The sequence below is a fragment of the Paenibacillus cymbidii genome (assembly GCF_004764705.1).
GTDB classification, from domain to species: Bacteria; Bacillota; Bacilli; order Paenibacillales; family NBRC-103111; genus Paenibacillus_AN; species Paenibacillus_AN cymbidii.
Map to the genome: position 1 here is coordinate 20,135 of NZ_SHLX01000051.1, position 20,690 is coordinate 40,824.

The following is a 20,690-nucleotide window of genomic DNA, read 5'->3' on the forward strand; positions in this document are numbered from 1 at the left end:
TTTTTCATGGGCTATTTTGTTATCCAGCCGGCATAACAGGCTGAAAAAATCGGAGGCCGCCTCGTTCAGGGCAACCTCCGATTGTTGTGAAAACCTCATCGCGCGACGGTCAATTCGCCGCAGCCGCCCACAGCAGCCTGCCGCCTTCGGCGATACGCTTCGCTTGGCCTTGCCGCTGCAGGTGGCGGCAAAACGCATACGTCGTTGCGTGCAGTTGATACGCGCTTTCGTATTCGGGATAATGCGCCTCATGCAGCCGCCCGACCAGCTCGCGCAGCGAAAGCGCGCCGGACGCGTCTTGCAGCTGCCGCAACACGTATTCGCCGTGGCGGAGCGCATGCCGCTCCGATTGGCACAGCAGCGCTTCGGCCGCTTGCCGGTCAAGCACGCCGTGATGGCCGGTGCAGACCCATTCGGCGTTCGAGCGGCGAACAAGCTCAAGCGAATGCAAATAATTCGCTACATCGTCATACAACGGAAACACGGTGGTTCCCGAGCTCAACCTCGTTCCTTCGCCTTGCAGCGCATCGCCGACGAAGATGACGCCCTCCTGCTCCAGGGCAAGCATCAGATGCCCTTTGGAGTGGGCCGGGATATCATGCACAGCCAGCGACACCGAATCGTCGAGAATAGCGGTATCGCCCCCGCTGAGCCCGCGGGCGACCGGCACTCCTTCGCCGCACCAGGCGATCACGGTCTGCTCGTAGGCGTCGTCCGGCTCCCATTCTCCCGGAAACGAACGATACATTTCGTTGAAATGGCGCCTGCCGTCCTCCACCCACTCCATCTCGGCCGCGGGCGCCATAAAGGCGATGTTCGGGTTCGCCCGGAACAATTCGCCGTTGCCGCCGAAATGGTCGTGATGGGCATGGGTGACGATGACCGTATGCAGATCGGACACCGACCGGCCCCTGCCGGCCAAATAAGGCAGCACATAACGCGACGGCGTGTCGGCAATGCCGGAGTCGATCAGCGCCATCCGGCCGGTGTCGCCGCGAATCAGGTACAAATACAGCGGCGCGCCCGCAAACGGGCATTCGATCGTTTCGATGCGCGCGGGAAAACGCGAAGCCATCGCAATCGCTCCTTTTGCCGGCAAACCCCGGCTTATGAAATGCCCATGCGGGTAAGCGCGCCTTCGAAAGAAAAGTCGATGCTGTCATCGCCCGTTACATAACGCCACAGCTTGGCGCGCTGCACGTGGTCGAGCCGCGCTTCGTTGCCCTGCCACGGCTGGTAGCCGCCGCTCAAGATGCGCGCCACTTCCGGCGAATCGCTGCCTTCCGTGCGGAACAGACCTCGCTGCTCCTGGCCGGGACGAAGCCGCAGCTTGAACACGTAGCGGGTGCGATCCGTGCGGTTCGGCTGCGCGCAATGCCACATGCCATGATGCAGCACTGCAAGCGTGCCGGCTTTGCAGGCGAGCTGCTTTTGGCCGACGATGTTTTTATAGCGGGCGATGCTGAACGTATTCACCTTGCGCAGATGCGAGCCGGGCAAAATGAGCGTCGGCCCCATCTCCGTCGGCGCATCGTGAGTAAAATAAAACAGCTGGACATCAAACCCGTACGGACGCGTATCGATGATCGAATCGGCATGCCAGTCTTGCGCGGCGTAATTGTGCGGGCCGACGATATGCTGGTGCGAGTGGTCGTATCCGGGGCTGCGGCCGACCAGGCTTTGAATGATGCCGCGCACTTCGGGCAACTCGACCATCCGGCGAATGTGCTTCGAATGGTTCCAGAAATCCGAACCCGAACCGAAGGCGATTTGTTCCGCCAGCACCGCTTCGTTGATTTCCCGCGGAACGATTTCGTCGAACGTCAAGTAGCCGTCCGTCACGAACCGCGCCATCTGTTTGGCATCCAGCAAATGCTCTTGCGCCGCTTCCTGCAGCACAACCGTTTCTCCGTTAGCCATGGACAGCCACCTTCCTTTCCAACATGTATTCATAAGCCAAATGGCCGGTGTCGTGCTCGTGACCGGGAATCACCTGCGGCAGCGGCGCAAACTGGATGACGTTCCATCCGTCCCGCATGGCGGCGAATACGGAATGGTACGGCGGCGTCGACTCGTCCCCCGCGTTCATCTGCTCTTCCTCCGGTTTGGTTGCATCGTAGAGCGACCAGGCGATCGTTTTCGATTTCAGGTCGGGCATGGCCAGGCACAAAATCAGGATTTGCTGGCGCTGCGCATGGGATTGGACGCACATTTTTTGTTCCTCCTGCTTGCAAAATGTCTGTTCTCGGCTCTATTGTAAGAAAGAAAAGCAAATCGCGGGATGGATAAAGCTAAGGCGCATTTATCCGAAATTCAGCAGATTGTGAAGCGGACGGAGGAAACACGGTGGCACAGCGCGATGCGGCGGGCAGTTATTTGGCCCATATGCAAATCGATATTACAACGGCGCAATATTACTATTGCACCTCCAATTGGCGGCATCCGAATTTTATTTCGGATTACAACCGGCTTTATTATTTTCTGGGCGAAGGGGCGTATTTGCGCATCGGCGACCGCGAGCTGTACCCTGCCGCCGGTCATCTTGTCGTGCTGCCGGCCGCAACGAAGCTGACCGTGCTTGCGCTCGATGACCGGACCTTCTACAAATACTATTGCCACTTCACTGCCACCGTCGGCGAAATGAACCTGTTCAAGCTGCTGACGATGAACGATGCCGTGATGGCGCACGATCTCGATGCGGTCGCCTCCCGTTTCGCCGAATTGACGCAGCACGCGAACGGCAGCGGCATCACTTCGGCGCTGCGGGCGAAGCTGGCGCTTCAGGAGCTGCTGTGTTATTTCATCGAGCATAACGATACAGTGCGTTTGAACTGGAAAGCTTCGGCGGCCATGGAAAAAACGAAGCTCGTCCTGGCGTACCTGGACGAGCATCTGGCGGACGATATTCGATTGGACGATTTGGCGAAATTGCTGCATTTTCATCCGGGTTATTTCATTCCGTATTTCAAGTCGCTGTTCGGGCTGACGCCGATGCAATACGTGAAGCGCAAACGAATGGAGACGGCCAAGCAGCTGTTGATCGAGTCGGGCCTGTCCGTGTCGGAAATTGCGGAACGAGTCGGCAGCTCCTTGTATCCGTTCTCGAAGAGCTTCAAAAGCTACACCGGCTACAGCCCAAGCGACTACCGTTCGCATGCGGGAATCCGCTAACTTACGTGTATTCGTTCAATACTTCCGGCGTCCAGTTCCGGACGCCGTTATCTTCGATGATGCCGAGCACCACGTCCGTAATGTCCGGGTCGGCCATCAATTTATCCTGCACACGGAACTTGATGTCGTCGGCATCGGCCAAGGTCAGGCCTTTGCGCAATTCGATCATCGCGTCCACATGGTAATAGCGCCCTTCCTGCGTAATACGCAGCTTGTTGATGTCGGTCACGTCTTTGTCAGCAAGGATCATCATCGACACTTTCTCCGCGACGTCCCGCGGCGCCGCCACGCCGATCAAACCGACCATGTTGTCGTAGCCCACCCGGAACGCAACCGCCACCATCAGCAAACCGATCAATATGGTAACGACGCCGTCAAGTGCATCGAAAGCCATTAACGAGGTTAACAACACGGCGATCATCGCCAGCAAGGCGCCGGTAACCGCGACCAAGTCCTCGTAAAACACGAGCCGGGTCGGCGGGGCCGAACGTCCGACGTGTTTGAAGGAAGCGGGGATGAAGCCCCAACCCTTCGTTTGCACGCGGGCTTCTTTTGCAATCTCTTTCATCGCTTTGACCAGAATGGCGCCATCGACGGCCAGGTTGAAAATCAATGCCGCCATGTTCAGCCAGAACGCGTGACCCGCCTGGGCCGGATGGTGAAGCAAATGCCAGCCTTCGCGCACCGTTTCATAGGCCATGATGCTGACGACGATGACCGCAACCATGCAGAAAATGTTGATCACCCGGCCGAATCCGGTCGGAAACCGGCGGGTCGGCTGCTTTTCGGCCAGCACGCTGCCGACGAACACGAAGCCCTGGTTGATGCTGTCTGCAAGCGAGTGCATCGCGGACGCGAACATCGCGCCGCTCCCGCTCATGGCGGCTCCCGCTCCTTTGGCGACGGCAATGAAGGCGTTGCCGATCATCGCCAGCGCAGAAGATTTATTGCCTTTTTTGATCAAATCGATGATGCTCTCTCGTTCCGGTTCGGGGTCCATTGTTCCTCCTCAGGTTATCGATCCTGGTATTATGCGCGGTTCGCCGCCTGGCGATTAGTTACCGGCATTAACGATTTCATACGAAAAACTCCGGGTTGCGTTTCAAAAAATATTCTCGCGCGAATCATTTGCCAAACGAAAGCAAGTGGCGTAGGATTGATTGCGATCATCTATGTTTCTTGCTTCGGAGGGATTCGCATGCAATCGCAACCGCCATGGCGCGTCGGTTTGTTGATGGCCGCTCTGGTCATCATGTGGGGCATTTCCTGGCCCATCTACAAAAACGCTATTCCTTACGTTCCTCCGCTGCTGTTCGCCGGCATGCGCACCCTGTTCGGCGGGGCGCTCCTGACCGCGCTGTTCTGGCGCCGTCGTTCGCTCATCCGCTGGCGGGAGAACAAATTCATCTACATCAACTCCGCGCTGTTGAACATCGCGCTGTTCTACGGACTGCAGACGATCGGACTGACGCTGATGCCTTCGGGGCTGTTCTCCGTCATCACGTACGTCCAGCCGGTGCTTGTCGGCATTCTGGCCTGGATCTGGCTGAAGGAGTCGATGTCGGCGGTCAAATTGATCGGCTTCGCGCTCGGCTTCTGCGGAGTGCTTGTCGTCAGCGCCGGCGGTTTGCACGGCCATGCGTCCGCCGCCGGGATCGCGCTGGCGCTCATCACCGCGCTCAGTTGGGCGTTCGGCGCCGTCTACATCAAACGCGTCGGCCATCGTGTCGATCCGGTTTGGCTGGCCGCGCTGCAATCGTTGCTGGGCGGCATCGTGCTCACCAGCGCCGGATCGGTCGCCGAATCGTGGCCGGCCATTGTGTGGAACGCCGCTTCCATTACCGGGCTGGCGTTCGGAACGACGATCGGCATTGCCGTTTCCTGGATCGTTTATTTTGTGCTCGTCGAGTGGCGCAGCGCCAGCGAAGTGGCCTCGTATACGTTCCTCGTGCCGCTGATCGCCGTTTGCAGCGGAACGGTCCTGCTGCATGAACCTTTTACAGTGAATTTGCTGGCGGGCATCGTTTGCATCGGCGGCAGCGTGTTTATGGTCAACCGCAGAAGCAAACAGGCAACCGCAGCGGTCAAAAATGGCGGCGCAAGCCGATTGGCAAGATAACACGGAGGGGATTCGAAATCAGCCCTGTTGATCGGCTGTTTCGAATCCCCTCCTGTTTGAGAACGGTCCCTATTTTCCCGGCTTGTCCGCTCCAGCCGCAGCGTCTACGCCGCGCAGCCAGTGCAGGAACTGCTGCTGCTGCTCGAGTGTGAAGCGGTTGTAATCGTTCGGAACGACGTGCGTCAGCGACGGGTTCGCCCCCGCTTGTTCCCAAGCCGGCCGCACGCGTTCGACACATGCCGTAACATCGGCCGTATCGGCCTCGCGGTCATGGAGCGGCGATACGAGCAAACATGGGCGCGGCGCCACCAGCGTCAGGAGATCGTCGTAGTCGTAAGGCAGCTCGCTTTCGCGGCCATGATACAAGCCGAGCCGCGGCTGCAGCGAATGCCATTCCCACAGCCGGCGGATACCGCCGGTCGGCTTGACGTCCGTATCGGTTCGCATAGGCGTAAAGCCGCTGAAGGAAGCGACACCGGCGATCCGCTCGTCGAGGGCGGCGGCATGCAGGCCGATCGCACCGCCGAGCGAATAGCCGAGGCAATAAATGCGCTGCGGGTCGATCGCCGGCACCTCCACTCCGAACTGCCGCTGCATGCTGCCGAACGTCGGCTCCGCCGTCAGGAAATCGACCGCTTCCTGCACGTCGCGCACCATCTTGCCCAGCCGCGACCAGTTCGGGTAACGCTCGTAGAAACGCTCCCCTTCTTCCCACCTGCCGCCGAAGCCGATCTGGTCGAACGCCAATACGACACACCCTTGCTCCGCAAGAAAATGAAACACGCGCGGCTGGTCCAGGTAAGCGCCGAAATAACCGGTCGCGTGCGAATACGGATGCAGCCAGATGACGACAGGCGCCGGTGCCGTTCGGTCGCGGCGGAAGTACAAATTGCCGCCGATGCTGTCGCCGAAGTTGACCGACAGGCGGGCTACGCTATCCGGGCAGCCTTCGTCATGGCGCAGCAGCAGATGCTTGTGCGCCGGTTCGCTGCAGAACGCCGACCCATGAAACCGGCCGCCTCTTTCGAAACCGCCGGGAGGCGCTTGCCCGAGCCCCCAGCGGACCCGCTCCCTGCGGCGTTCCCGGTCGTCCTTGCCCGCCGACGCATCGTCTCCGCCTGCCGACGCGGGCAACGATGCCTGGCCGGCAGGCGACGACCGCCACCGACTCCAATCGAACCGGTACAACCAACGCTCCGGAAAATCGGCGGCTCCCCTGGCGAATGCGCGATCGAACCAATCGGCGTACTTCTGCACGTCTTCGCCGGATATTTCGTGGCCGCCGGTACGCCACAACATACGCAGCGCGTCCGGCTCGCCCAGATACGCGTATACTTCCTTCCCGGCCGCATAGCTGCGTTCGACGGCGTACGGGCTTTCGCAGCCGTCGTTCAAGGCGACCGACAGCAGGCAGCTTCGCGGCGCGATCAGGCCGAGCAAGCCGTGAATGTCGATCGGCAAATAATGCTCGCGGCCGGTAAACCAGCGCAGCCGCGGATGGAACCAGGTCGGACAGACGCGCGTCGTAAACTCGAGGCTTTCCTGGAAGGTAGACTCCGACACGAACCGGTACGGGCAGATGCCGGCCGAACCGGAACTGCCGGAAACGACAGCGCGGATACGCTCGTCGAACGCCGCCGCGATCAGCGACTGTTTGCCGTTGCGGGAATGACCGGCGATGGCGACCTTGTCGCCATCCGCTTCCGGCAGCGTCAGCACGTAGTCAAGCGCCCGGCTGGCCAGCCACGCCCGGCGGGCGATGAGCCGCCAGTCGCATGCAGGATACGCCTCGGCGAACGCCGCCGTCTGGTCGTCGGCATCGGCGCCGGGATACACGCAAACGATGTAGCCCCGGCTCAGCAGCGACAACGCCCAGCGACGATGATTCGCTTGCGTCAGGAACACCGGGAACGGTCCCTCCCCTTCCGGAATCCACAACTCGATCCGGAATGACGCCCGATTGACCGTATCGAAGGTCAATCGCAGTTCCCGTCTGACGGCGCCCCTCTCTTCCCCCTCCGCCAACGTCTCAAGTTCGATCAGGGCCGGCACCGTTTCCGGGAACGTCCCCAGAAAGTAATGGCAAAGCAGCTGTTTGATTTCTGCCTTGCGCCGCTCCCAGTCGTCGGCCGACGCGACCGGCGTGCCGTCGTAGAACGACAGCAGCGGCGGCAGATCGGGGAACGCGCGCAGCGACGCCATATCCGGCGCCGTCTCCCCCGTTTCGGCCAGCCAATTGTCGAACGCTTCGCTCGGCGGGATCGTGTAAGGCATCATACCGTTTTTCATGTTGTTCGCCTCTTTCGATTCTATTTGGTTTGCGCCGCTTTATTTTGCGAATGCTTCCATATAGGTGGTGCGGGCGTCGATTTTGCGCCGGTTCGGCTCGAAGCCAAGGCCCGGTGAGCTCGGCACGGCGATGTTGCCGTCCGTTACGGTCACTTCGGGATCGATGATGTCTTCCTCCCAATAGTTGGCCGATGCGGCGGTGTCGCCGGGAAGCGTAAATTGCGGCAGACTGGAAATCGCGATGTTGTGCGCGCGCCCGACGCCCGATTCCAGCATGCCGCCGCACCAGACCGGAATGCCGCCGGCCCGGCACGTTTCATGCACCCGGATCGCTTCCGCGATGCCGCCGACGCGGCCGATTTTGAGGTTGACGATGCGGCAGCTGCCCAGCTCGATCGCTTTGCGCGCGTCCTCGGCGGAATGGATGCTTTCGTCCAGGCAGATCGGCGTCGCCAGCCGCTGCTGAAGCAGCCGGTGATCGACCAAATCGTCGTGGGCGAGCGGCTGCTCGATCATCGTCAGCGCATAGGCGTCCAGTTGCCGCAAATGCTCCGCGTCCGCAAGCGTATACGCCGAATTGGCGTCGACCATCAGGGCAACGTCCGGGAAACGTTCCCGTACGGCCGCTATCACGGCGACGTCCCAACCCGGCTGAATTTTCAGCTTGATCCGTTTATACCCTTTGCCGATATTGTCCTCTATCGTTGCCAGCAACTCGCCGACCGAATCTTTGATTCCGATGCTCACGCCGACCTCGATTGCCTGTTTGGTGCCGCCGATCGCCTTCGCCAGCGATACGCCTTGCGACTGGGCATACAAATCCCAGCAGGCGCCTTCGAACGCGGACTTGGCCATCCGGTTGCCGCGGATGCGGCGGAACCAGTCGCCGATTTCCTCCGGATGCGAGAAGTCCCGTTCCAGCACGAGCGGGATCAAATAATCTTTCAGAATGTGCCAGTTGGTGGCGGCGGTTTCTTCGTTGTAAGACGGCTCCGGGAACGCGGTCGACTCCGCCCAGCCGGAAGCGCCGTTCGCGTCAATCGCTTCGACGAGCACGAACCGTTTGTCCCGCATCGTACCGAAGCTGGTCGTAAACGGCCGGAGCAACGGCATACACATCTGCCGCAAAATCACCTTTTTAATTCGCATGAGGCAGTTCTCCTTTAGCTAGATGCGCTGCAAAACATTCGACGGCGGCCAGCGCAAGTATGGCGCTGCCGGTGCGCAGGCAATCCGTGTTGAACGTCATATTCGGATGATGCAGGCCCGGCGCCAACCCGGCCCCGAGGCCGACCATGGTCGCCTGAACGCCCGGAATGAACAGCGGATAAAAATGAAAATCTTCGCCTCCCGGCGTGACCGGCGGCAAAGCGAAGCCCTCGTTCCCGAGCAGGCTTCGAATCGCCTTGCCGACGATTCGTTCCATCTCCGGATTGGGCGTCGCCGCCGCCATCTGCGCTCCGCGCGCTACCGCCACTTCCGCGCCGTTCGCGCAACCTGCCGCGCGAATCGCCGTTTCGACGCGGACCAGCAGCTCTTCCATCGCCGCGTTCGTCTGCGCTCTTACATCGACGTCGAACGTTGCCGTGTCCGGAATCACGTTCACCTGCGCATTCGGCACCTCGGCCCGAGTCACTTTGCAGGAGGAAGGCACGGTGGGATCGAGCTTGATTGCATTAATGGCCGCAACAATAGCGGCAAGCGCGTCGATGACGTTGATGCCTTCATTCGGCCGCGATGCGTGGGCTTGACGCCCGGTCAGTTCGCCGCGCAGAAAGGCGGTCGCCCCATGGTAAATGCCGCTCGAAGCTCGGCCGAACGGCATTTCCTTCGCGGGGCGCAGGTGAATGCCGAGCAAATAATCGGCTTCGGCCAGCGCTCCGGTGTCGATGACGGCCCGGGCTCCCTCGCCCGTCTCCTCGGCCGGCTGGAAGACGGCCAGCAGCTTGCCCCCGGCGGGCGGACGGTAGCCGATCGCCTGCAAACATTTCAGCGCGTACAGCACCATCGTCGCGTGCGCATCGTGCCCGCAGGAATGGTTCGCTTTCCACTCGCCGTCCACGCGCTGCCACAGCGCATCGAGGTCGGCGCGCAGGGCGACAACGCCGGCTTGCGGTTGTACCGGCGCATTCGCTGCAGCCGCTTCGGGCGCGTGCGTCCATTCGGCCGTCAGCCCCGTATGCCGCTCGAAAGGCGCACAATCGATGCCCGCCTGCTCCAGCTCCCGCAGGACAAAAGCGGTCGTGTTGCGCTCGTTCCAGCTTGTTTCCGCCATCGCGTGCAACGTGCGGTAAGTCGTTTCGATCGTTTCCTTCTGACTATCGAGCCATTCGACAATTTGCGTTTTCATCGGCTCACTCCTCCGGCTCCAGCACATAATAATTCACCGGCCCGTCGCCGCGCAGCAGCGACACGACACGGTAGCCGCGCGCGAACAGCGCCGCGCACCATTGCCGCAGCAGCTCCTGCCAACTCAGAAACAACGCCAGGTCCGTCGTCTTCATCTCCCCGGGACGGCACGGAACCGGCAGCAGAACGCCCGCTGGCTCCGTTGCAAGCGAGTCGGCCACCGACTCGTCGACACGAACGGCAACAGGCGCGCCATCCCGAGTTTCGACTACAAACAAGCAGGGGCAACCGGACCAACCGTCGTACTCAGGCGTATTGCCCTCCAGCGCTCCCTGCACCCGATCCGATCGAAGCAACCATTCGACCAAAAAACGATCCGACGGAATGTTCAGCGCGCCGTTCCCGTAGAAGGACGGAATATACCGGCGCACGATGCCGCCAAGCTTGACCACATTCAAATAGCCGTTGCGCGGCTCGAAAGGATCGAACGTCCACACGATGGTGCCATACCCCGCTTGCAAAGCCCACAGCCTCTGCTCCAGCTTCAGCCGCCTGCCGATGCCGTGATCGCGGTAGTCCGGATGAATCGCCATCATGTGCGAGGCCAGGTACGTTTCTTTGCCGTCATAGCCAGGGAAAGCGTAGTTGAAGCCGACCAGCCGGCCGTCGTCGTAAGCGCCCATCACCATGCCGCCGTTCAGAATCGCCGCCGCCATCTGCGGCATCGACGTGACGCTTTCCTGCGGCCAGGCGGTCAGCTGCAGCGCAACCGCTTCCCGCAATTCCTCCGCTTGCTCGAGGGAGCGATACTTGATTTCCTTCGCTTCTTGCATCCGTTATCATCCTCCGCCCTACTCGGGTTCCTTGTAAAAGGAATAAAAATGTTGGCCGGCCGCTTCGTAATCGTCAATACGGCGCTGCACCCGCTCGCCGTCGCGGGCGATCAAACTGCCGATCAGCATATGCAGCAGCGAAAAAACGACGGTGATCCCGCTCAGCGTCACCGGCGGCGGAGCGACCACTTTTAGCAGCGCGTCGGCATGGCGCCCGATCGGCGACAGCTCGTTGTCGGTAATGGCCAGCACATGCGCCTTCATGCGGCGCGCCGCTTCGACAAAATGAACCGTCTCGCTCGTGTAACGCGGAAACGACAAGGCGATGACGAGCGTCGATTCGTTCATTTGCGAGATGAGCGCGTATGCATCCTCCATTTCGCCGCGATACAGCGTCGTATTCCCGCGCAGGACATTCAGCGAGTACGCCAGCCAGTGGGCCGGAGCATAGGCGGCTCGCAAGCCGACGACGACGATTTGTGCGGCGGCGCCGATCAACTCGACCGCCCGGGACAACGATTCGTGATCGAGTTCCTTGGCCGTCAGCTCCATATAGCCGGCATCCTGTTTCGCGATCTGGAGCGGCAATTGCCGCTGATCGGTCGATTGCGGCAGTTCGGCGATCGAACGGAGCGTGTGGTCCGTGCGCTTCGCGGCGAGCAGGCTCTTGCGCACCGCGTCCTGCAGGGCGCTGTATCCGGCGTAACCGATCGCCGAACAGAAACGGATGACCGTCGCTTCACTCGTTCCCGTGGCGGCGCCGATTTCCTTCGCCGTATGTATGGCAAGCTGCTGCGGTTCCTTCAGCGCCAATGCGGCGACAGCCTTCTGGCCGGACGTCAGCGCCTGATAACGGCTGCGAATCCGCTCATTGATCGAGTGCACGGGAATCCCCTTTCTTTTCGTCATGAAGGAAATGCGTCAATTACAATGGATAAATGGTGTGTAAACTTCATTCCCAGTATAGCCCGGCACGGCGCAACTGGCAAGCACGATTCCGGCGAAAGATTGCATAGCAAAAAGACAGCCATCCCCAAAATGGCTGCCTATAAACTGAATAAGCCTGTCAACCGCGCGACAGCCGGAATGCCCGGACGTATTGCGTCGGCGGCAGGCCGTAATACTTGCGAAACAGCTTGCTGAACACATATACGTCGGCATAATGAAGCGACAAGGCGACCTGGGTCGGCGACATCGACGATTCGGTCAGCAGCAGCCGGGCTTGCTCCAGCTTGATTCGCACCAAATATTCCTTGAGCGAAATCGACGCGTGGCGCTTGAACAGCCGCGCCAAATAGGCCGGCGACAACTCCAGCTCGGCTGCCACCTCGTGAACGGTCGTTTGACCGCAGCACGCGCGCACATACCGCTCCGCACGCTGCATCGCTGCCTTCTGATCCGGATTGAGCCCGTTTGGCTCCGTCTGTTCGGCGTTTGCAAACAGCTCCAGCAGCAGCAGTCTCATCCAGGCGTCGAACCGGACCTCGGCCAGACTGTCTCCGCGTTCGTCCGCCTCCAGGATGCGGTGCAGCATCCACTCGACTTCGCTGCGTTTGTCGAACTTCGTATGACGAGGAGGCAGCAAGCAGCAATCCGTTGCGCCGTTGATATGAAAATGGGCGAAAATGATGGTCAGTCGATCGTTTTCGTTCTGCCTCGCAACCGGACGATCGCCCGGCCGCATGACGATCAGGCTGCCCGGACTGACGGCGTATGCGGTTCCCTGCAGCGTCATCGTTCCTTCTCCCGATACGACATACCACAGATCGAAATCGATAAACGACACCGGATGATCCCATCGCCAGCCGGGAACACAGGCTACCTTGCCGCTTCCGAATGAGCTGCAAAATCGAACCGTCCGGACAACATCGGCAATATCGCGCAAATCGCCAGTCTCCACAAGCATCTTCCCCTTCTCGCCATACGATCGGTTATCCCTGTATGATTCGCGACCTGATCTGCGCTTCCTGCTGCCGGGCGTTAAAAAAAGAGGCGCGATTAGCGCGCCTCTTCCTTTGCTTTTTTCCGAGCTGGCCGGTTCAGCATTCGGCGCCCGACAGCTCGCAGGTGAACATTTCCTTGAACTGCTGCGGCGTCAGTTTCTGTGACGACTCGGGGCAATAATGGAACTGCAGCGCACGACGGCGTGCGGTCGAAAAATTCGGCGGCGTCCCGTGATGCAGCAAGCCGGCGAAAAACAGCGCCCCGCCCGGCTTGAGCGGCACGGCAACATCCTGCTCGACATGAACGTGCGAATCGCACAGCTGCCAGTCGCGAATGGCAAAGTGAGGCAGCGGGCCATCCTTGTGGCTGCCCGGAATGACGTGCATGCAGCCGTTGTCGAGCCGCGCCTCGTCGAGGGCGATCCAAATGCCGCACACCATCTTGGACTGCGACAAATTGCCATACGCCATGTCCTGGTGCCACGGCTTCTCGAGCCCCGCATCGGGTGACGGCGGTTTCAAAATCGCCTGGTCTTCGAGGAATTTGGCGGATTCGCCAAATACGCGCGCGAGAAGCGACATGCTGTCCGGATGGAAACAAGCGTGATGAAGCGCCGGCGAAAAATCAACAAACTTGTGCAGTTTGCGCGTAACGAGTTCCCTTTCCTCTTCCGTCTGCCAAGCCGCGTTTTTCATCCGCTGCACCCGCGGTCCGACGATCCGGCCCTGCACGATGTCAGTGACGCCGGCAAGAGCGGCAGCCACTTCGTCCTCGCCCAGCAGCTTGTCGACGACCATGTAGCCGCGCTCCCAGAACCGGGCAATAGCGGCATCGTCCACATCCGCCGCAGTCGCATGCCGTTCCGACTCGATTTGGTCGTACCGGTACAGCTTCGCCGCCGCCTCCTGCTGAGACAACGGATTCGCCCCCGTTAACTGGAGCTCCGGTTCCTCTCCCGAACGAAGGACAATGTTGACCCGCTCGCCCACAACCGGCGGTTTGTCCGGTACCGGAAACTCGTACCATACATTGTAATCGCTCACCACTTTCATGCGGTCGCCTTCGAAGCCTTGTATCATACCTTTTACCGTTGTCATGTTCCGTGTGCCACCTCCTGATCGGATAAGTTCATCTTACCAAGAGGCGGCTGGCCGGCCAATGGCGCAAGTCGCGAAGCGGATGTCGCGAAACGAATATCGCGGCTACTTCCGCTCCTCGAGGCGAGGCGCCTCCGGTGCACTTGTCGCTTCGGGCGCAAGAGGTTCTGGCTTCGGCGCCTGCTGCGAAACGGCTGCGTCCCTCCGCGAAGACGGGACCGGCTGTGCGGAGGGAGCGCGAACGCTGGCGTCGGTTGCGGCCGCCGATTCCGTCATGGCTGCAGCAGCCGCTTCGCGGCGCAATGACACCGACGATTGCTCCGTGTCGGCGCGCGGAGCTGCGGTTGGCAACGGCCGAACCGTTTCATTGTCGGCGGTCAACTGCGCCGGTGCCGGCGATTGCCCGGAAGCGGCCGAACGTTCGCCGGTAATCGCCGGCGATGGGTTGTCCGCAGGCGAAACCGGCGCTCCGCCGGCGGATGCGTTTGACGATGGCGTCGGCGTCGGGCTCGACGACGGACTGGGCGTCGGACTGGCCGACGAGCCGCTTCCCGTTGGTGTCGGCGACGCCGAAGGCGACTGGGATGCTTGCGAAGCACGGTCGTCCGACTTCGGGTTTGTCAGCACGCAACCGCCCAAGACGAGCAGGAGCGTAATGCCGATAATCGACCAGAGGTACGACCTTGATTGGTATTGTTTAATCATCTGAATTCTCCGTTGCAAATGGGATTTGTGACCCGCCAGCTGCACATTTCCCGCGATCGGGGCAGGCAGCGACAGCTGCTCCAGCAGCTTGATCAGGGTATGGCCATACTCACGGCTTGAGCCTTCCGGCAAGCATCGAAGCGCCAGCGCATCGCAAGAGAGCTCCTGGTCTTCGCGCATGCGGCGAGCCGCATACCAAAGAAGCGGGTTGAACCAATGAACGATCAGCAGCGCCTGCATGATCCAATTGACGCCGATATCGCGACGTTTGCAATGCGCCAGCTCGTGCAGAAACACGTGCCGCAGTTCGTCGTCGCCGAGGCGGTCCAGCAGCCCGTTTGGCATCAGCAGCCGCGGCTTCGCCAGGCCGAACAGCGTCGGCGTCGCTACCGCGCGGGTTTCTACCAGCGTTACCGACCGCCGGACGCCGATCGTCTCTTGACAGCGCCGCAACAAGTTCAGAATGCGCGCATCCGCGACTACAGTCGAATGGCGCCGGATGCGCCGGGCGAAGCTGAGGTTGATGCGGAGCGTGTTCACGCCCAGCGTACAAGCGCCGATAAGCCAAACGATCGGCAGCACCCGATTCCATAGCTGGTGCGGCGACGCCGGGGCGGCAGCCAGCGCCGCCATGGGATCGGGCGAAGCCTGAACGGCTTCCAGCGAAGAGTCCCCCGCAAAGCCGAGCCACCGATACAGGCTGAACTCGCTCTCCGGTCCCCAGGGCAGCGCCAACCGGGCAAAAACGAGCAGCCATAACCAATAAAGCCATTTCGGCTGCAGGCGCTGCCGCAAAAGCAGGTGCAAGGCGACAATCAGCCCTACGAGAATGCCGGCCTTGAGCGAAACGCCACAAACCCGGTCGAACAGCAAACCGAGGTGAGCCAATCGCATCATCCTCTCTCCCCTCCTGTTCCTTTCGACTGTCGATGCGAAACGGTACGGGGCGTTTTCATTTCGTTTTGTCGTCGAGGAGATGCTTCAATTCCTTGATCTCTTCCGCGGATAGTCGGTCGTTGTTCAAAAAGTGGGCGAGCAGCGGCTTGAACGCGCCGCCATAAATTCGCTTCAGGAACGTTTCGGTTTCGGACAGCACGCATTCGTTTTCGGTGACCAGCGGGTAATACGCATACAGCTTGTTGTCCTGCCGGTAGGCGGCGGCCTGCTTCTGCACCAGCCGGTTGAGCAGCGTGCGGACCGTCTTCGGATTCCAATCCGTCCGCTCCGCCAGCACCTCGATCACCTCATTCGCCGTGGTGGGGGTCTGCTTTGCCCAAAGCACTTTCATGACTTCCCATTCGGCATCGGATATTTGGGGAACTGTGGCCACAGCTTTGCCTCCTCGAATCTCGGATTACACGTGTAATACATATTCCATATTACACATGTAATCCAGCAAAGTCAAATACCGTTCTTTTTTGGCCGCTATCCGCTCCGCCATCCAGTAAACGTGCCGGGCTTCGCCCCGACGTTCCTTATGGAAGCAAAAAGAAGCACGGCCATTGGCCATGCTCCTTTCGCGTTACGTATGCCGCGGCGAGTCGTCGCCTTCGCGGGGACTGTTTTGCGCCGGATGCGTCTCGTGATTTTTCAGCACCTTCGCCGCGTAGTTCGGGTTCGTACTGTATTTGTTGCCTTCGTTCTGCTTCCTCTTCTTGGCCATTGCCGGCACCGACTCCTTATCGCTCGAGATTGTGTCTGCGGTATAGTTTGACTGACCGGCCGCCGGAATATTCCCCGCCGAACAATTGGGTATGCTTCCCTGGTTTCCTGGGCAAACTTACTTGCAAATCAAGGAGCCGGGGGGATTCTAATGATCGATCGCATTCTTGAGGAATTGCAGCATCCTTCCGATTTGGTGACCGAACTGCTCGACAACGGGTACATGCAGATGGAGATCGGTTACTTCCCTTCGCTGTGCGACCCGGCCATCATCAAAGACGGGCTGTTGATTCCTTATTCCTATCGCTTTATCCCGGAAGAGTTCGATCGCCTGATCCATACGAACCCCAAGTTCAGTCCGGCGGATAATCCCGACGAATGGACGAAACAATTGCTCAAAGGTTCGCTGCTCTTTCGCATCGAAGATCAAGTGTACAAGTTCGACGTGCAGCGGAAGCTGTTCGACAAGCCGGACGAGGTGCAAATCGAGAACTCGCTGCAAGGTCCGCAATCGGCGTTGACGGAAGATCTGGACATGAACGTCAGCCTCGTGCGTCTGCGTTACAACGAGCCGTCGCTAAACGTGGTTCAACACGTACTCGGCGAAGCTTCCAAAACTCGCATTATGATGATATACGATCGCGAGCTGGTGAACCAGGATGTGCTGAAGCGAGTGAACGACAAGATCGCTGAGGTGCAATTAAAATTGCTCAGCGCCACCGGGCAGCTGCTGAAGGTGCTTTCGGGCCGCAAGCACAAAATGTTCCCGATCATCCTGCAAACGGAAAGACCCGACCGGATCGCCGTCATGCTGAAGCGCGGCAAAATTGCGATCCTGCTCGACGGCAGCCGCTTCGGGCTGATATTGCCGGTACGCCTGTTCGATTTCATGCATGCGATGGACGACGACTACGAGTCGCACTGGATGAGCCGGTTTCTGCTCGTCCTGCGTTATTTGGCCATGGTGCTGACGATTACGCTGCCTGCCGCCTACATTTCCATCGTTTCCTATAACCCGGAGGTGCTGCGCGTACAGCTCACGCTGTCGATTGCCGGCAGCAGAGTCGTGGTGCCATACCCGTCGTTTATCGAAGTCATTCTGATGCTGTTCATGATTGAAGCGCTTAACGAGGCAAGCTTGCGGCTGCCTCGTTCGATCGGTTCCACTGCCACAACGGTCGGCGGTTTGATCCTCGGCCAATCGATCCAGCAAGCGGGACTCGTCAGCAGCATCATGATTATCGTCACCTCCGTTGTCGCCATTTCGAATTTTGTCATCCCGAACAACGGCTTCGGCTATTCGATCCGGTTCGTCAAATACATATTCGTGTTCGTTTCGATCTTTTTCGGACTGATGGGCGTCGTGGTGCTGTTCCACAGCTTGATCGTCTATTGGTGCAGCATGCGCAGCTTCGGCCAACCTTATCTTGCCCTGTTCATCCCGAAGCGCGAGGCGACGGCTCATCATCAAGGCAATGGAGGAACGGGCTGATGTCCCGCTATACGTATTACCATGTACTTTATGTCGGCATGATCAACATCATGATGTTCGTTCCGTACCTGCTCATTCGCGACCGGTTCAACGGCGCCGTATCGGGCATGCTGGTAGCGGTCGTTGTCGCTTCGGCGCTGTCGCTGACGGCCATTGTATGTTTCGAGCGTTTTCCCGGACTGGGCTTTCCGGAAATTTGCGACTGTTTCATGCCGCGTTGGCTGACCAACGTGCTCAACTGTTATGCCGCCCTGTTCGTATGGGTCCCGGCTGGCGTGATCGTCATTTATTCGTACGCCGAAACGGCGCGAATGTTTTTTTATCCCGATATGAACAAATTCCTCAATTTGCTGCTGCTCGTCGGTGCCGCTGTCTGGGCGAGCAGTCGTTCGACGCGAACGGTGCAATTCATTCAAGAAATTGTGATTTTGACGAGCGCACCGCTTCTTTTGCTGTTTTTGTTCAAAGCGGTGTTCAACGAACACATGGATTGGCATGCCATTCGTTATGTCGCCGGTTACGTGCGAAAGCCGCCTTCGTTCGTTTCGATCGCGGCGGCTACCTTTTTGTTTTCCGGCTACTTGAGCCTTGTTGTGTTCAACCGCTTGCATGTCAAGGGGTTTCGTTTCCGTTTCAAATGGATTGTACCGATGTTCGGCCTCTGTTTTTTGGCGATTACTTTTTTCGTGCCGATCGGCTTTCACGGTACGGTTGCCGTACAGGATTACGTTTATTTGTGGTCCATGACGGCCGATTCGATGGCGCTGCAATACGGGTTCATTGATCGGGTGCTTTACTTTTTTCTGCTGCTGTTCGTCGGGCTGTCGCTGCTCTTTGTGATGAACACGTGGCATATCGCAATTATGCTGTTCCGCCATACGCTGACACGGTTTACCGATGTCGAAGAAACGCAAAATTCCGGTTTCAACGCCTGGGTGGCGATCGCTCTTGGCGTTATTGCTTTCGTTTATATGTATTTCACCAATACGGAGCGGAACCAGAAAGTTTCCGAGTGGTGGATATACATCCGTTTCTTTACGGAAATTGTGTTTTCGTTCGTGATGATTTATTGCGCGAGGAAAAAGATGAGTTCGGAGAAGGCGACGCCATGAGAATGAGAAAACCGCTGCTTGCGGTACTGTTGATCGGCATATGCGCCATGGTCGCAGGATGCAGCTTCAAAGACATCGACAAACGGTTCTTTGTCGTTGCCATGGGCATCGATTGGACAGGCAAAACGGACACGCCTTATCTGGTGACGCTGCGAATCGCCGTTCCGACGACCAAATTCGGCGAAGGGTTGGCCGAGAGCCAAATCGAGCAGTTGGAAGCGCCAACCATAGCGGAAGCCGTCCGCAATTTGAAAGCTCATGTCGACAAAGAGCTGGATTTCGGGCACTGCAAAGTATTTCTGTTCGGTGACGAAATGGTCAATCATTCGATGCTCGTTCCGTTGTCCTGGCTTAGCCGCAGGCGCGATATCCAGCTGATTAGCTACATGGCGGTCGCCCGGCCAAGCGCCAACAAAATGCTGAAAGACAACCCGACGACGGAGCGGATTGCGGGCAACTCGTTTTTGCTTATGTTCGGCAAGGAAGGCACCGTATCGCCTTATACGGTGACGGAATATTTGTTCGACAGCGTGCGTCGATTCAAGGAAACGGGGCTCGATCCGATCTTGCCGATCGTTACGTTCGACGGCAATTCTTATGTCGTGGAGCGCTTGTCTCTGCTCGACAAGAAGTCGGAGCGGCTAGAGCTGGACGCGGAAGAAACGAAGCTGTACAACCTGAGTGCCAATGCTTTCGCCCGATCCGGCATCCCGGCGGACTTCAGGGGGAAACGTATTGTGCTCTACGTGGCCCACGCCTCAAGAAACGTCTCGATCACGAAAGAGAATATCCCGACGATCAAGCTGAAATTGCGCATTTCAGGAATGATCGAACAAAGCGATACCACGTTTAACCCGAGTACATTAAAAGAAGCGCAGCGGGCGCTGGAAAAAAGCGTTAATGAGAATACGATGGCGCTGCTGACAAAAATACGCGATGCAGGCGTCGATCCGTACGGATTCGGCTTGCATTATTTGGCGCAATATTTCGGCAGTGAGCGGGATTGGCAGCATTGGCAGGAGGTGTATCCGCAAGTCAAGTTCGAGGTGGACGCGCATGTCACGATTGAAAGTACAGGACTGATCCGTTGACCGGCAAGCCGCATGGCTGCCGCCGCAGCGGCTTGCTCCGGTCCGTCCGTTACTCCTTGATCCGCTCGAAGGATGCGTCGTACAGACGAAACATCGTTTTATAACCGGACTGGTCAAGCTTGATGCCGACATCGAGCCTGCCTGTAATGAGCAGCGGACCTTCCGTATATCGCAGCTTTACGTCGTCCGGGACGAAAACGATCATAATTTTGTTCCAATATGTGGCGTCGCCGTTATCGAAAGGGCATTCCGAGCCGGGCGACGGAATGAGCAGAAACCAATGCTTCTCGAAGGAAAGCACTTCGCCCATGAAGCCTTTGATTTGCACTTTCTGCCCGCTGAGGTCCCAGAACCGGTTGGATGGCGTTGCCTGCTTGTCGTCGTCGAAAAACTGCGACCAGTCGATCGTGTTGGACGATCCGGCCGGTTTGTTTGCCGGCGGAGTGCTTGGCGCGGCGGACCCGGCCGGAGACGGCTGCTCCGCAGCCGGCTTCGCCGGCGCGCTTGCGGTTGGAGCGGCTGCCGGCGATGATCTCGGCAGCGGCGATGACGTCGCGGCGGGCGAAGCGGCCGCTTGCGCCGCCTGCGACGGGGAAACCGCCGCCAGCTGCACGCTTGCGGCTGGAGCGACTGCCGGCGACGGCGACGCGACCGGCGCGTTTGCCGCAGGCAGCGTCGCCGCTGCGGCAAGTTCCGCGCCTACCGTCGACGCCGATTCGCCCGCCGCGAACGACGCCGCCGGATACGCACGCGGCTTCTGGCCGCAGCCGGCGAGCAGGACGGCGCCCAGCGCCAATATGGACGCGGCGGATAATAGTACCCGCAT

General features: G+C 59.2%; 20 protein-coding genes. 5 read left to right on the plus strand and 15 right to left on the minus strand.

The annotated features are described in order from the left end of the window. Positions 1-109 precede the first annotated feature (109 nt). From EXY20_RS36845 to EXY20_RS36855, 3 genes are read right to left on the minus strand one after another with little or no spacing between them, the layout of a single operon-like run. On the minus strand, positions 110-1,075 hold the full coding sequence (locus tag EXY20_RS36845) for an MBL fold metallo-hydrolase (RefSeq protein ID WP_135557436.1): 966 nt from the start codon (positions 1,073-1,075) through the stop codon (positions 110-112). Positions 1,076-1,107: 32 nt separating this feature from the next. After that, positions 1,108-1,920 (minus strand): phytanoyl-CoA dioxygenase family protein, encoded by an 813-nt coding sequence (locus tag EXY20_RS36850; protein WP_167859781.1) that lies wholly within the window; start codon positions 1,918-1,920, stop codon positions 1,108-1,110. Beyond that, a complete protein-coding gene (locus EXY20_RS36855; protein WP_135557438.1) occupies positions 1,913-2,212 on the minus strand; it encodes a hypothetical protein in 300 nt (99 codons plus the stop codon). The genes EXY20_RS36850 and EXY20_RS36855 overlap by 8 nt, the downstream gene beginning before the upstream one ends. Before the next feature lie 134 nt (positions 2,213-2,346). On the opposite strand from EXY20_RS36855, the gene EXY20_RS36860 reads away from it, so the two are divergent. Then, positions 2,347-3,171: a helix-turn-helix transcriptional regulator gene (locus tag EXY20_RS36860; RefSeq protein WP_135557439.1), complete on the plus strand. Its 825-nt coding sequence runs from the start codon at positions 2,347-2,349 to the stop codon at positions 3,169-3,171. A gap of 1 nt (position 3,172) precedes the next feature. Here the strand turns inward: EXY20_RS36860 and EXY20_RS36865 are convergent, their stop codons facing one another. Further along, positions 3,173-4,171: a cation diffusion facilitator family transporter gene (locus tag EXY20_RS36865; protein ID WP_135557440.1), complete on the minus strand. Its 999-nt coding sequence runs from the start codon at positions 4,169-4,171 to the stop codon at positions 3,173-3,175. Between the two features lie 198 nt (positions 4,172-4,369). On the opposite strand from EXY20_RS36865, the gene EXY20_RS36870 reads away from it, so the two are divergent. Further along, positions 4,370-5,290 (plus strand): DMT family transporter, encoded by a 921-nt coding sequence (locus EXY20_RS36870; protein ID WP_135557441.1) that lies wholly within the window; start codon positions 4,370-4,372, stop codon positions 5,288-5,290. Positions 5,291-5,359: 69 nt separating this feature from the next. Here EXY20_RS36870 and EXY20_RS36875 read toward each other — a convergent pair whose 3' ends face one another. From EXY20_RS36875 to EXY20_RS39390, 10 genes are all read right to left on the minus strand, one after another. Further along, the gene (locus tag EXY20_RS36875; protein ID WP_135557442.1) at positions 5,360-7,579 is read right to left on the minus strand and encodes an alpha/beta fold hydrolase; all 2,220 of its coding nucleotides are present in this window, start codon (positions 7,577-7,579) and stop codon (positions 5,360-5,362) included. A 39-nt stretch (positions 7,580-7,618) separates the two neighbouring features. Beyond that, positions 7,619-8,728, minus strand: coding sequence for an o-succinylbenzoate synthase (gene menC / locus EXY20_RS36880; protein WP_135557443.1), 1,110 nt, complete (start codon positions 8,726-8,728; stop codon positions 7,619-7,621). Next, on the minus strand, positions 8,718-9,929 hold the full coding sequence (locus tag EXY20_RS36885; protein ID WP_135557444.1) for an amidohydrolase: 1,212 nt from the start codon (positions 9,927-9,929) through the stop codon (positions 8,718-8,720). The genes menC and EXY20_RS36885 overlap by 11 nt, the downstream gene beginning before the upstream one ends. A gap of 4 nt (positions 9,930-9,933) precedes the next feature. After that, positions 9,934-10,761 carry a GNAT family N-acetyltransferase gene (locus EXY20_RS36890; protein WP_135557445.1) on the minus strand — a complete coding sequence of 276 codons (828 nt, stop codon included), beginning with the start codon at positions 10,759-10,761 and terminating at the stop codon, positions 9,934-9,936. 18 nt (positions 10,762-10,779) lie between these two features. After that, positions 10,780-11,646 (minus strand): MurR/RpiR family transcriptional regulator, encoded by an 867-nt coding sequence (locus EXY20_RS36895; RefSeq protein ID WP_167859782.1) that lies wholly within the window; start codon positions 11,644-11,646, stop codon positions 10,780-10,782. 181 nt (positions 11,647-11,827) lie between these two features. Continuing rightward, positions 11,828-12,667, minus strand: a complete 840-nt coding sequence (locus tag EXY20_RS36900; RefSeq protein WP_135557447.1) for a helix-turn-helix domain-containing protein — start codon at positions 12,665-12,667, stop codon at positions 11,828-11,830. 133 nt (positions 12,668-12,800) lie between these two features. Further along, positions 12,801-13,802, minus strand: a complete 1,002-nt coding sequence (locus tag EXY20_RS36905; RefSeq protein ID WP_135557448.1) for a phytanoyl-CoA dioxygenase family protein — start codon at positions 13,800-13,802, stop codon at positions 12,801-12,803. A 105-nt stretch (positions 13,803-13,907) separates the two neighbouring features. Then, positions 13,908-15,404 (minus strand): M56 family metallopeptidase, encoded by a 1,497-nt coding sequence (locus EXY20_RS36910; protein WP_135557449.1) that lies wholly within the window; start codon positions 15,402-15,404, stop codon positions 13,908-13,910. Between the two features lie 55 nt (positions 15,405-15,459). Continuing rightward, positions 15,460-15,837 (minus strand): BlaI/MecI/CopY family transcriptional regulator, encoded by a 378-nt coding sequence (locus EXY20_RS36915; protein ID WP_135557450.1) that lies wholly within the window; start codon positions 15,835-15,837, stop codon positions 15,460-15,462. A gap of 192 nt (positions 15,838-16,029) precedes the next feature. Next, positions 16,030-16,170, minus strand: a complete 141-nt coding sequence (locus EXY20_RS39390; protein WP_167859783.1) for a hypothetical protein — start codon at positions 16,168-16,170, stop codon at positions 16,030-16,032. 150 nt (positions 16,171-16,320) lie between these two features. On the opposite strand from EXY20_RS39390, the gene EXY20_RS36920 reads away from it, so the two are divergent. Genes EXY20_RS36920 through EXY20_RS36930 form a run of 3 tightly spaced genes read left to right on the plus strand, consistent with a single transcriptional unit; the run spans position 16,321 to position 19,864 of the window. Beyond that, positions 16,321-17,661: a spore germination protein gene (locus EXY20_RS36920; protein ID WP_135557451.1), complete on the plus strand. Its 1,341-nt coding sequence runs from the start codon at positions 16,321-16,323 to the stop codon at positions 17,659-17,661. Beyond that, positions 17,661-18,773, plus strand: a complete 1,113-nt coding sequence (locus EXY20_RS36925) for a hypothetical protein (protein ID WP_135557452.1) — start codon at positions 17,661-17,663, stop codon at positions 18,771-18,773. The genes EXY20_RS36920 and EXY20_RS36925 overlap by 1 nt, the downstream gene beginning before the upstream one ends. Beyond that, entirely contained in the window at positions 18,770-19,864 is a 1,095-nt protein-coding gene (locus EXY20_RS36930; protein ID WP_135557453.1) for a Ger(x)C family spore germination protein, read from the plus strand. The genes EXY20_RS36925 and EXY20_RS36930 overlap by 4 nt, the downstream gene beginning before the upstream one ends. 49 nt (positions 19,865-19,913) lie before the next feature. Here EXY20_RS36930 and EXY20_RS36935 read toward each other — a convergent pair whose 3' ends face one another. Continuing rightward, a complete protein-coding gene (locus EXY20_RS36935) occupies positions 19,914-20,690 on the minus strand; it encodes a hypothetical protein (protein WP_135557454.1) in 777 nt (258 codons plus the stop codon).